This window comes from Serratia sp. BIGb0234 (assembly GCF_024809915.1).
In the GTDB taxonomy this organism is placed as follows: Bacteria; Pseudomonadota; Gammaproteobacteria; order Enterobacterales; family Enterobacteriaceae; genus Serratia; species Serratia liquefaciens.
The window spans coordinates 84,695-97,237 of record NZ_JANUEI010000004.1; the positions used below are offsets into that span (position 1 = coordinate 84,695).

Genomic DNA, 12,543 nt, shown 5'->3' on the forward strand with positions numbered 1-12,543 from the left:
CCCCCATTACTTATAGCTGATGGTGATGTTCTTCAACCGGTCGTTATTATTAATTATCTCGGTGGTCACGTTGGAAACTAATTCTGGTGGCATATTGTTCAATGAGCTAGTGATAGGGCGTTGACCCTGAGCCGATATCAAACCTGAACAGCGAGAAATGGTTTCTTCATTTCTATGTTGGATAGTACAGGCCGGTGAGGTGATCTCGCCGATAAAGCGTATAGTACCGGAAGCCACGTGGTGACTGGTTCGTTGAGCAGCCTGCAGGGTTGCGGGTAGCAGGGCCAATAGCATCAATGCCATGAGTGAATGGTTCATTATTAATTCCTTTTTAAAAATGAAACAGGAAAATAAAACAGTCCAATTAAACAAAAATCAATCAGGCAAGTTGATGATCGCCAAAAATCGAATTAGTCGCGCCCTCCTTGTAGAATGGTTTATATACTATTCTTAATATTTAGTCTTGATGGATTTGATAATAGGGAGGGGGGGCTGGCAAAACCATGATTTAGATCATAGTGAAGTCGGCTTAATGAATGACGAGGGAGTATGGCGGTTTTACTGTGAAGCGCATCACGTTAAAAAATGCGGAGTGGCCGCAGTTGAAACTGAAACTACGGCCAAGCGTGGTGATTTATGCTGAGTTACAGCATGCCGCTGCTGCCGCAGATACGGATTTTCTCTGCCACCACTTCTTTCATCGCCAGCTTGCCGGGCACGATGTATTTACGCGGATCGTTGGCATCGGGATGTTGTGAAAAATAGCTTTTTACCGCGTCGGCAAAAGCGATTTTTAGCTCAGTGGCGACGTTGACCTTGCACACCCCTAGAGAAATGGCGCGTTTCACCATGGCTTCTGGAATACCGGATGCGCCGTGCAGTACCAGTGGAATGTCGACCTGCTCACGGATTAGCGCCAGGCGGTCGAAGTCCAGCTTGGGTTCGCCGTGGTACAGCCCGTGAGCCGATCCGATGGCTACCGCCAGCGAATCGATGCCGGTAGCGGTGACAAACTCGCGCGCGGCGGCCGGATCGGTGAAGAAGCTGTCGGTGGAGTCGACAATCAGGTCATCCTCCTGGCCCCCGAGGCGGCCCAATTCTGCCTCAACGCTGGCGCCGTAGCGATGGCACAATGCGACGGCCTCAGCCACTTTGGCGATGTTCTGTTCGAACGGCAGATGTGAGCCGTCGATCATCACCGAACGAATGCCGCTTTTGACCTTGTATTCGATATCGTCCATCTCTTCGTGATGGTCCAGATGCAGCGCTAACGGCAGATCGTAACGGCGTGCGGCCGCCTGGCAGATACCGATCAAATAGTCGGTGCCGGCATAGCTGAATGTGCCAGGCGTGCCGGCCATGATCACCGGCGAGCGCAATTCGGCGGCGGTCTCCGCCACCACCTGCACGGTTTCCAGATTATGGACGTTGAACGCCGGTACGGCATAACCCTGGCGTTGTGCTTTTTGCAGCATTTCCCGGTTGGATATCAGGTACATAGAGATTCCTTACGCCACAGAAGACGGATAACGGTAAATGGTGACGCCTTTAACCACCCGGTTAACTTCACCGGTCGGGCATGGGTTGTCCGGCGTCATGCCAAGCGCCAGCGAGCTTTCAAAGGCCAGCATTTGGGTGAATAACAGGTAAGGGAACAGCAGCCAGACGTCGTCTTCGGCGTGGTGCAGGTTCAGCATCATGTCCGATACCGGCTGCGCACTGCCGGTCAAGCCGACCATCTGCATCGCCAGACCATCGCGATGCAGTTCGTTCCACAAATCGCGATCGTATTGGCGGGCATAGTCACCGCTGGAGAACATCAGCAGCACCAGCGTTTGGTCATCGACCATAAATTTGGGCCCATGGCGCAGGCCAAGCGGTGAGTCGTAGCGGGTGACAATCTGCCCGGCGGTCAGTTCCAGCATTTTCAACGAAGCCTCTTCCGCCAGCCCGGTGAAACAACTGCCGCCCAGCGTGATGTAGCGTCGAAAACCGCTGGCCGCGAACGCTTTTACCTGTGGTTGCAGCGTTTCACGCAGTTCGCGGCAGCGCGCCACCATGGTCGCGAGTGGGCGTTGGGCCTCGGAAAGGGAGTGCGGCCCGAGCAACAGCGCGGCGGACAGCATCATGCAGCTGAAACTGGAAGTCATGGCGAAGCTTTGATCGTTGGAGCCTTGCGGCATCACTAACGAACAGACGTTCTCGCGCTGATGGGCATAGTGCGCCAATTGGCTGTCCGGGTTACAAACCAGCATAAGGTGATAACTTTCCGGCAGCAGTTGGTCGGCCAGTTCGACTGTCGCGACACTTTCCGGGCTGTTGCCGGAACGGGCAAAAGAAACCAGCAGCGTTGGGCGCGTCAGATCCAGATATTGGTGTGGGTTGGCGACGATATCGGTGGTGCCATAGGCCACCACGTCACGACCGGTTTTTTCACGCAGCCAGGGGGCTAACGCGCGGCCGGCGAAGGCCGAGCTGCCCGCACCGCACAGCACAATCTGCAGGCGAGGATTGGCCAACAGCGGTGCCAGAAAAGGTTGCCACAAGGCTTGTTGCTCCTGCAGCTGTCGGTGCAGGGCGTCCCATAAATCAGGCTGTTGCCAGATCTCACGTGCGGTATGCAGCGCATGCCGTTGTTCCAGCCAGCCCGCATCGTAAGCAAAATAACCGTTCATGTTGAAAACTCCTTGAAAGCCTCGGTTAACGGTCGGCGATAATCACGTCGACACCTAAATGGTTCAGCGCATGCAGGTAGTTTTCCGGGATGCGGCTGTCGGTGACCAAACGCTGGATTTGGCCAATTTCACGGATCATGCAAAAGCTGGTGCGACCGAATTTGCTGGCGTCTGCAACGGCGATCACTTCGCGCGCTACATCGCACATCGCGCGGTTGAGCTGCGCTTCGCCAGGATCTGGCGTGGTGATGCCGCTGAGCAGGTCAAAACCGTCGACGCCGAGAAACAGCTTGTCGAAACGAAATTGCCGCATATGCTGCTCCGCCGCCGGGCCATACAGCGACCAGGATTTGCGCCGTACGCTGCCGCCCACCACCATCAGATCAACCTGTTCGTTGTTGGCCAGTTCGAACGCGATGTTCAGCGCATTGGTCATCACTACCAGGTCTTTCTTGCCGACCAGTTGCTGCGCCATCTGGCTGGTGGTGGAGCCGGAGTCGAGAATGATGGCATCACCGTCGTTGACCAATTCCGCCGCGGCGCAGGCAATGGCGTATTTCACGTCGCGATTGATACGGCCCTTGTCTTGCAGCGGGCGGTCGAAGGCAAACTGTTTATTGAGCATTGCGCCGCCGTAAGCGCGCACCGCACAGCCGCTTTTTTCCAGCTGGCGCAAATCGCTGCGGATGGTGACGCTGGAAACAGAAAACTGGGCGCTGAGTTGCTCGACGCGCACCGAGCCTTCGCGACAAAGCTGGTCGATAATTAATTCCCGTCGTTTTACGGTATTTATCATTAACGCGTGACTCCCGATTTAGCTGTAGTCATACCCTGCCGCGGCGCAATGCGTCGCAGCTAATCTGACAGGAGTGCTTTCAGTTGTTCGTGGCAAATTACAGCAAACGAAACAATGAAATGCAACCGATAAATTTATAAAAATCTATATGTATCAACTGGTTATATTTGTTTTTGCTTTCGATTGGTGATCAACCGAAAGCGGCCGAAAAATAAAGTGAAAAGCGGTAATTCGTTATTTATCAGGCGGCAACTCACCGCCTGAGGTAATTTGTCGAAAGCAGGATGAAAGCCACGACATTCATTTATTCCCGTCTGGCGTTTCACTGTTTTTTATTGCCAGCTTTGGCGTAATAATGCGGCCCCTCGTACGCCGCTGCTGTCACCGTGCACTGGCGGATAGACTGCCGCCGGTTCGGTACCCGGCAACAGCCAGGCGCTCATGGCCGGCGGTAGCAGGGCGTACAGCTCCCCGACGTTCGACAGTCCGCCGCCGAGCACGAAGGCGTCAACGTCCAGCAGCAATTGCAGCCCTGCCAGGGCGCTGGCCAGAATATCGACGTACATCGCTATCAGCCGCTGTGCCAGCGGATCTCCGTGCCGGTAATGGGCGATCAGCGCCGGTACGCTGTCGGCGCGGTGGCCGAAATGACGGCTTAGCGCCAGCAGCCCGCTGCCGGAAACGTAGCGTTCAAAACAACCGGTCAGGCCGCAATTGCAGGTAAACAACGGTAAATCGTAACGCTGCGCCAACTGAGCAGAGATCGGCGTATGGCCCCATTCACCGGCCAGCCCGTTACGGCCCTTGTGCAATTGCTTGTTCATCACCAGCCCGCCGCCGGCACCGGTGCCGATAATGGCGCCGAAGACCAGCGCCAGATGCTCGGTTTGCGGCGTGCTGGCCTCGGAAAGGGCGAAGCAGCGACAGTCGTTTTCAATTTCAACCGGCCGCGCCAGTTCATGGGCCAAATCGTCCGCCAGGCAGTGCCCGGTGAGGCAGGGGACGTTAACCGCCAACTGCTTACGGCTGCGGGGATCGGTCACGCCCGGCAAGCCGATGCCGATGCTGCCCTGGGTGTGCAGCTCGCGATCGGCATGATCGACCAATTGCTGGATACAGGACAAAAATGCGCGGTAATCGCCGGTAGGCGTGCTCACCCGTTGGCACAGCACCTGCCGCAATTGGCGATCGTAGGCCGCCATTTCAATCTTGGTGCCGCCGATGTCGAAACCGTAACGCATCTGTGATATTTCCACGTTTCAGGCTCCACTCAGGGTAATTACCGCAGATTCTCGGCGTGCGCGTTCCGCAGCGAAGACCATCAGATGGCTTTCCAGCGTTTCCGCCGGTCCGGACAGCACCTGCGACGGATCGTTAGTGCGGATCGCGTCAATGAAATGCTGCATCAGGTAGTAGTCGCCGCCGCCGTGGCCGGACATGGCATGCAGATCGTCGGCTTCTTCGACGTCGTACACTTTTTCGCTGTCGTCAACGAATGAAGTGATCCGGATATAGCGACCGTCGCCCTCAAGGCAACCGTGGCTGCCGAAAATACGGGTTTTGCGATCTTCCAGTCGGGTAAAGGCGGTCATGGTGAAGGAGGCGGTGCGGCCACCGGCAAACTGCATATTGACCACCTGGTGATCGACCACGTTATTGTCGCAGCGGTAGACGCAGCGGCCATACTGACCGTCGCGCAGCGCCGCCTGCAGGTGTGATTGGCTGACCTCGGGCGTTAATACGCGCAGGAAGCCCGGCGTGGCCTTGTGATCGTCGCCAAGGTAAATACGCTTGGCGGAGTAAGGACAGCTGGCTTCCACGGCGCAGTCAAGGCAGTTGTCAGCCGCACCGGCAGGCTGGTTCTCCTGGCGAAAATGGCGTAAACCCCCGAACGAACTGATCTGTTCGCAGGGCAGTTCCATGATGTAACGGATCCAGTCAATGTCGTGACAGGACTTCTGCAGCAGCATAAAGGCGGCTTCATTGTCGTTGCGCCAGTTGCCGCGAACAAAGGAGTGTGCCTGATGCCAGTAGCCTACCGGTTCCAGATGCTGCAGGCTGACGATGTCGCCAATCACGTTATCGCGCAGCAGTTGCTTGAGTTTTTGGGTGTAGCGCGTGTAGCGCAGTACGTGGCCGACCGAGAAAATCAGCTTCTGACGCACCACCTCTTCAACGATGGTGCGACACTCGCTGGCTACCGGCGAAAGCGGTTTTTCCAACAGCATGGCATAACCCTGCTTGGCAAAGGCCAGCGCCGGTTCCAGGTGCAGGGTGTCCTGGGTGCAGATCAGCACCGCATCGGCCAGTTTTCCGGCGTCGGCGGCCTGTTGCCAGTCGGTGAACACCTTATCCGCCGAAATACCGTGCTGTTCGACGAACTGCTGCCGATAAATATCACGCGGTTCGGCTACCGCGACTACCTGCATTAAATCCGGATGCGCCAACGCGTAGCGCGAGTAAATTTCACCGCGTGCCCCGGCGCCAATCACCAGAACCTGAACCGGGCGACCGGCAAAACCATTTTGTTTAGCTGACGACATTGCTCGTTCTCCGATCTTGTTATTTGAGGTTTTGGCCGCTGATTTCATCAAACAGGTGCGCACGGGTCAGATCGAAAGCCAGATGGATCTGTTCTCCCAGACGTGGTTCCCAGTCTTGTTGCGACGCCATACGCAGCACAAAGCGCAGTTCAGCCAGTTCACAGTGCAGCAACTCTTCGTTGCCCATGCGTTCGATGGTGACAATCTTCGCCGGGAAGCAGTTGCTGCTGCCGGGCGCACACAGCCGCAGAGACTCCGGACGGATGCCCAGACACACACGCGGGTGCGGATAACTTTCCAGCTGTTGTTGCAGCGCCGGCGGCAGTTCGAGCGGATATTCATTGCCGATGCGCAGCCCAATACCCTGTGCGCTACGAGTCACCGCCATGTCGTGCAGGTTCATCGACGGGCTGCCGATAAACTCGGCGACGAAGCGGTTAGCGGGCTGGTGGTACAGGTTAATGGGTTTATCCACCTGCATAATGGCGCCACGGTTCATCACGCAGATGCGGTCGCCCATGGTCATCGCCTCCACCTGATCGTGGGTGACGTACACCATGGTGGCGGCGGCGCCTTCCTGTTTCAGTTGGTTATGCAGTTCGATCAGTTGGACGCGCATTGAGACGCGCAGCTTGGCGTCCAGATTGGAAAGCGGCTCGTCGAACAGAAACACCTTGGGTTTGCGCACGATGGCGCGGCCGACCGCCACGCGCTGGCACTGTCCGCCGGACAGCTGACCTGGTTTGCGCTGCAGCAGGTTGGTGATCTCCAGTTTTTCGGCGGCATCACGCACCCGACGGTCAATTTCGGCTTTGCTTTCCTTGCCGATCAGGCCGAACGCCATGTTCTTGTAGACCGTCATGTGCGGGTAAAGCGCATAGTTCTGGAACACCATGGCGATACCGCGATCTTTTGGCATGGTGTCGTTGACGCAGCGATCGTGGATCAGGATCTGGCCATCGCTGACGCTCTCCAGCCCGGCGATCATGCGCAGCAGGGTAGATTTGGCGCAGCCGGACGGCCCGACGAAGACCATAAACTCGCCGTCTTTAATGTCCAGATCGACCCCGTGCAGCGCATTGAAACCGTTGGGGTATACCTTCTTCACATTGTTTAACTGAATACCGGCCATGTTATTTACCTTGTGTTCGCGGTTAGCCTTTTACCCCAGCGCTGGCGATGCCCTGGATGAAGTAACGTTGGAAAAGAATGAACAGCATCAGCATGGGGATCACTGCCATCAGCGCCCCGGCCATCAGTAGCGGATACTCCACCCCGGCGCGGCTCGACAGCGACGCCAGCCCGACCGGCAGCGTCAGCTTCTCGGTGGTGGTGTTGACGATCAGCGGCCACATCAGGTTGTTCCAGCTCCACAGGCCGTTGATGATGATGCAGGCGATAATGCCAGGCCGGATCAGCGGCAGCATGATGCGCCAGAAGATGGCGAAGTAGCTGTAACCGTCAATCAGTGCGGCTTCCTCCATCTCCTTCGGTACCGCGAGGAAGAACTGGCGCAGCAGGAAAGTGGCATAAATACTGAAGATGCCCGGCAACACCAGCCCGGTGATGCTGTTCACCAGCCCCAACTTTTGCACCACCAGAAATTGCGGGATCAAAAAGGCTTGCCCGGGCACCATCAGGATGGAAATACACACCAGAAACACCGCATCACGGCCGCGAAAATGCAGGCGCGAGAAACCGTAGGCGGCCATGGTGGCGATCACCATTTGCAGGGTGACGGTGAAAAAAGTGGCCAACAGCGAGTTCAGGTAAAAATCGGCGAAGGGGATTTCGCGCATGATCTTACCGTAGGCCTGCAGGCTGGGGTGGGCCGGCAGCAGCGTCAGCGGGATCTGGATACTCTCGGCCTGAGTTTTCAGCGAGGTGACCAGCATCCAGATAAACGGCACGACCGAAGCCAACGCCGCCAACACCATAAACAGATACACCAGCGTTCTTTTACTTATGCTCATCGTCGCGGCTCCTCAGCTCACTTTCAGGCGTTTGCCAATCATCATTTGAATCAGGGTGATCAGCAGGGTGACGGCGAACAGCACCACGGTGATGGCGGAGGCGTAACCTTTCTCCTGCAGGTAAAAGGCGTATTTGTAGAACAGGTTGGTGACGGTCATCACGTCGCTTTCCACCAGCGCGCGGTCAAACATCAAAAACACCACGTCAAAGATTTGCAGGATCTCGATAAAACTCATTACCGAAACGAAGAACAGCGTCGGGACCATCATCGGCAGGGTAATACAGAAGAAGCGACGCAGGGTGCTGATGCCATCGATGTCGGCGGCCTCATACAGCTGGCGTGGAATGCTCTGCAAACCGGCCAGTAAAATGATGATTTTCAGCGCCAGCGACGACCAGATAATGATGATGGAAACGCTGATGCGCACCACGTCCGGATCGGATAGCCAGGCCACCGGTGAAATACCCAGTTGGCCAATCGCCTGGTTAATCAGGCCGAAGTCCTTGTTGAACAGCCATTGCCACACCATCGCCACCGCGGCGGGCATGGTGACCGCCGGCAGGAACAGCAGGGTGCGCAACAGCGCCTTGCCTCGGATATTTTGGTTGAGGCCAATGGCCAGCAGTAGCGACAGACTCAGGCTGACCGGTACACACACCACCACATAGAACAGGGTGTTGCCGGCGGCGGTGTAGAAATCGTCGTCTTCAAACAGATTGACGTAGTTATCGACGCTGAGGGTGCTCCAGCGCATAAACTGATTGAGGTCGGTAAAGCTGTAAAAGATGTTCTGCAAAAAAGGGATGAAGTAAAACACCGTCAACCCAATCAACAGCGGTAAAATCATCACCCAACCCCAAAAACGCTCGGCGCGCTCCAGGCGGCTGAGCGCAGGACGTGGGATGCTTTTTTGTTGTTTTAGGGCACCGTAGGTATCTGCCAGCGACATGTTGCCATTCCTCACCAGTAACGGCTTTGCGGTGTTCCGTTGCCGGCCGCGCCTTCGGGCAGGCGCAGCCGGCACGGGGCGATTACTGCTCCATGATGCGTTCGATCTTCTTGACCGACTTATCCATCTCCTGTTTGGCATCCGCGCCCATAAAGATTTTCTTCAGACTGGCTATCCACATGTTCTGCCATTTTGGCGTGTTGGTCCCGGCGGTCGGGTAGGCCTCGGTCACGTTGAGAGTGTCGATATAAGGCGTAACATCGACCTTCTTGATTTCCGCCGCCCAGGCTTTCGCCGCCACTTTATTGGCCGGGATCACCACTTTCGCCAACTCGGTTTGCGAAGCTTCGGTGCTCATAAACTCGATGTATTTCCAGGCTTCTTGTTTGTGGGTGCTGTTGGCGGACATGGCGAACGCCAGGCTGTGCGCCACACCGGATTGACGTTCGATTTTCGGCATCATTACCACGCCGATATGGTCGTTAATCAGCGGGTTGTTGGCGAACGGGGCCGCTAACCACGAGCCGGCATACACCATGGCTGCGCGGTTGGACTGGAAGATGTTCTCGGTTTTGACTTCGCTCATTTGCTGGGCGCTGGGCATCAGCCCGTCTTTCATCATTGACTGCAGCTGCTGATATACCCAGATGGACTTGTCGTTGGCGATGTCGGTCGGCTGGCCGTCTTTCGGGACGATGTGGTTGCCGTTCTGGAACAGCAGGTTCATGTAGCTGTCCTGGCCGTCGATGCTAAGGTCCATCACCAACGGGAAGGCACTGCCTTTCAAGCCGGTTTTCAAGGCTGCGGCTTTGGTTTTCAGGTCATCCCAGTTCCAATCGCTGGTGGGGTAGCTGACACCGGCCTGATCGAACAGCTTTTTGTTGTACCACACCGCAATAGAGTCCACGTCGCGCGGGATGGCCATCTGTTGGCCGTCATACTGATAGGCTTTTACCGAACTGGCGACCACGTCATTTAGCTTGACGCTGCTGCCGCTAATATAAGGTGTTAAAGGTTGCATAATGCCGTTTTTGGCATATTGAACAAAATAAGGCATATTTATCCAGAATATATCTGGCGCTACGCCGCCAGCTGCGGCGGAATCCAATTTAACGAAGTATTGTGCCGACGGCGTTAATTCTATGGCTATTTTAATGTTTGGGTTTTCTTTTTCAAAGCGTTTGGCGATTTCCTGCTCGGCCGGTAATTGATTTCTGTCCCATACGGCATAACGCAAAGTTATTTGATCGGCGGCATATAACATGGTCGGCAATAATAATGCCGTCGCAATGGCAGAATGCGCCAGAAGACGGCCGGTATTTTTTATCGGTGACATTGCTTTCCCCTCGGTGGACGACGAATAAATATTTTCGTAACGTGAATTCTTTCTATCCCTTAACTTTCAATGTGTCAATACACCCCGATCTGCCCAAAAATGGGGCGCGAATGTTTCGATGTTGTTAAGATCGAAAGGGTTGGGGCGTAAACCGAAAGCGTAAGTTGTTCACAATTCGTTAACCTTTTGCGGCGGTTTTGGCCCTGCCGTTGGGCAATGACTGGCTGCTGGGGTCATAGGAATAAGTGATAACCCTTGCACCATAATGGGGATTAAAAACATTTTTATTGTGCATGTCTGGGTATCTTTCATTTTTGTGATGCAAATAAACAAAAAAATTGTATCGGCAGGCTTTGCCTCGACGTAAACGCCGTTTTTTGAATGACCACTATTGTTTGAATCGATAAAAGGGTTTAGCCTGAAAATCACTCATCGGTATTTCCCCATTAGAGCGAGATTATTGCTATGCGCCTTTCATTGACTTTTACTCACAGTCTGGAAAAGATATTTCACAGCCATAATGCACCACAGATTGATCAAATAAATAAGTTGAGTGGCCTGAGCAATGAAATGATTTCCTGGCAGGGGGTTTATTGCCTTCACCGGGCCGATAACGAAACTCGGCGTGAATTAAGCTACCGTCTTGAGGGATCATTGGCAGAGTATATCAGCGTGCGGCAGGTGCAATCGGTACCCAGCCACTTTCCCTGTTATGCCCAGACCGATGAGAACTATCTGCGTACCGAGCCGGGGTTATTTCCCGATCCGCTGATGCCGCTGACCGAGCAGCGTTTCTTTGTCGCCAACAATTATTACGGCTGCCTTTGGCTGACCTATACACCGCCGTCGACGCCTGTGCCAGGCGGGGATTGCCCGCTGAACCTGACCTTGTTTGATGTTATCAGCGGCGAAGCCCTGGCCAGCGCCGCCCTGACGCTGCATATTGTCCCGGTCGAACTGCCGCCGCAAACCCTGTTGCACACCGAATGGGTGCATACCGATTGTCTGGCGGATTATTACCGCGTGCCGGTGTTCAGTCCCGAATACTGGCTGGCGGTACGCAACTTTGTTCGCTGTGCGGTCAACAGTGGAGTCAACATGCTGCTGACGCCGATCTTCACGCCACCGCTGGATACCGCCGTCGGCGGCGAGCGCACCACGGTACAGTTGATTGGCGTACAGCGTTCCGCGCAGGGTTATCGGTTTGATTTCCAGCGGCTGGCCCAGTGGGTGGATATGGCGCAGGAAGAGGGGATTGAACATTTTGAGATTGCCCCGTTGTTCACCCAGTGGGGGGCGGCGCATGCGCCAAAAATTCTGGCGGAGATCGACGGCGCACTTTGCCCGCTGTTCGGTTGGCACACTGACGCCCACGCGCAGGAGTATCAACAGTTTTTGCAGGCGCTGTTGCCGGCGTTGACCGCATGGTTCCGCGATCGCCAGTTGCAACAGCAGGTCTGGTTCCATATCTCGGATGAGCCAACGCTGGAGAACATCGCCGTTTATCAGCGTGCCGTTGCAGCCTTGCGCCCGCTGCTGGCCGGGTTCCGCACTTTTGACGCGCTGTCAGACTACGCGTTTTACCGGCAAGGACTGGTGGAAACGCCAGTGGCCGCTACCGACCATATAGACGCTTTCCTTGAGCATCAGGTTCCGGGCCTGTGGGCCTATTACTGCTGCGTGCAAAAGACCGAGGTGGCCAACCGTTTCTTTGCTCAACCTTCGGCGCGTAATCGTATTCTGGGCATCCAGCTTTACCTGTACAACATCAGCGGTTTTCTGCACTGGGGGTTCAACTTCTATAACAGCGGCCATTCGCGAGAAAAACTTAACCCCTACGCGGTGACCGATTGCCGAAATGCGTTTCCTTCCGGCGACGCCTTTGTGGTTTACCCCGGCGAAAACCTGACGCCGGTGGAGTCGCTGCGGTTACGGGTGCTGCATCAGGGCTTGCAGGACATGCGTGCGCTGCAGCTGTTGGAAAGCCTGACGGATCGCAACACGGTAGAGGCATTGATTGAACAGGAACTGGGGATGCGTATCACTTTTAAACGTTATCCGCATCAGGCAGCACCGCTGCTGTGGCTGCGTGAAGCGGTGAATCAGCGGATCGAAGCGTTGATTTAATTGGCATAAAATGCGGCGAGGGGGCGACAAGCAGAGTGTCGCCACCAAGTTTTCAATAATTTGCTATACCTGATAGGTCGAGGGATTTCATTTTTTTGTCATGTTACTGACATGTTAGGGTCATAGCGCTGGCTTAATTTTG

11 protein-coding genes are annotated in these 12,543 nt (G+C 55.3%); 1 reads left to right on the plus strand and 10 read right to left on the minus strand.

Annotated features, from left to right (window positions below; translation table 11 throughout):
- Positions 1 to 6: 6 nt before the first annotated feature.
- The 10 genes from M2407_RS16640 to M2407_RS16685 form a co-directional block, all read right to left on the minus strand.
- The gene (locus M2407_RS16640; protein ID WP_122079457.1) at positions 7 to 318 is read right to left on the minus strand and encodes a hypothetical protein; all 312 of its coding nucleotides are present in this window, start codon (positions 316 to 318) and stop codon (positions 7 to 9) included.
- A gap of 326 nt (positions 319 to 644) precedes the next feature.
- On the minus strand, positions 645 to 1,499 hold the full coding sequence (locus tag M2407_RS16645) for a tagatose bisphosphate family class II aldolase (protein ID WP_020827048.1): 855 nt from the start codon (positions 1,497 to 1,499) through the stop codon (positions 645 to 647).
- A gap of 9 nt (positions 1,500 to 1,508) precedes the next feature.
- Complete coding sequence (locus M2407_RS16650; protein ID WP_020827047.1) at positions 1,509 to 2,675, minus strand: SIS domain-containing protein; 1,167 nt, start codon at positions 2,673 to 2,675, stop codon at positions 1,509 to 1,511.
- A 25-nt stretch (positions 2,676 to 2,700) separates the two neighbouring features.
- Positions 2,701 to 3,471 carry a transcriptional repressor AgaR gene (agaR, locus tag M2407_RS16655; RefSeq protein ID WP_046373443.1) on the minus strand — a complete coding sequence of 257 codons (771 nt, stop codon included), beginning with the start codon at positions 3,469 to 3,471 and terminating at the stop codon, positions 2,701 to 2,703.
- Between the two features lie 332 nt (positions 3,472 to 3,803).
- Positions 3,804 to 4,712 (minus strand): ROK family protein, encoded by a 909-nt coding sequence (locus M2407_RS16660; RefSeq protein WP_044551454.1) that lies wholly within the window; start codon positions 4,710 to 4,712, stop codon positions 3,804 to 3,806.
- A gap of 18 nt (positions 4,713 to 4,730) precedes the next feature.
- Positions 4,731 to 6,014, minus strand: a complete 1,284-nt coding sequence (locus M2407_RS16665; protein WP_259218649.1) for a Gfo/Idh/MocA family protein — start codon at positions 6,012 to 6,014, stop codon at positions 4,731 to 4,733.
- A gap of 19 nt (positions 6,015 to 6,033) precedes the next feature.
- Positions 6,034 to 7,146, minus strand: a complete 1,113-nt coding sequence (locus M2407_RS16670; protein WP_128865208.1) for an ABC transporter ATP-binding protein — start codon at positions 7,144 to 7,146, stop codon at positions 6,034 to 6,036.
- 22 nt (positions 7,147 to 7,168) lie between these two features.
- Positions 7,169 to 7,987 carry a carbohydrate ABC transporter permease gene (locus tag M2407_RS16675; RefSeq protein WP_044551448.1) on the minus strand — a complete coding sequence of 273 codons (819 nt, stop codon included), beginning with the start codon at positions 7,985 to 7,987 and terminating at the stop codon, positions 7,169 to 7,171.
- Positions 7,988 to 7,999: 12 nt separating this feature from the next.
- Positions 8,000 to 8,938, minus strand: a complete 939-nt coding sequence (locus M2407_RS16680) for a carbohydrate ABC transporter permease (protein ID WP_020827041.1) — start codon at positions 8,936 to 8,938, stop codon at positions 8,000 to 8,002.
- Positions 8,939 to 9,020: 82 nt separating this feature from the next.
- Positions 9,021 to 10,274, minus strand: coding sequence for a sugar ABC transporter substrate-binding protein (locus M2407_RS16685; RefSeq protein WP_176983520.1), 1,254 nt, complete (start codon positions 10,272 to 10,274; stop codon positions 9,021 to 9,023).
- 465 nt (positions 10,275 to 10,739) lie between these two features.
- On the opposite strand from M2407_RS16685, the gene M2407_RS16690 reads away from it, so the two are divergent.
- The gene (locus tag M2407_RS16690) at positions 10,740 to 12,401 is read left to right on the plus strand and encodes a DUF4091 domain-containing protein (protein WP_310445709.1); all 1,662 of its coding nucleotides are present in this window, start codon (positions 10,740 to 10,742) and stop codon (positions 12,399 to 12,401) included.
- The last annotated feature ends 142 nt before the right edge of the window (positions 12,402 to 12,543 follow it).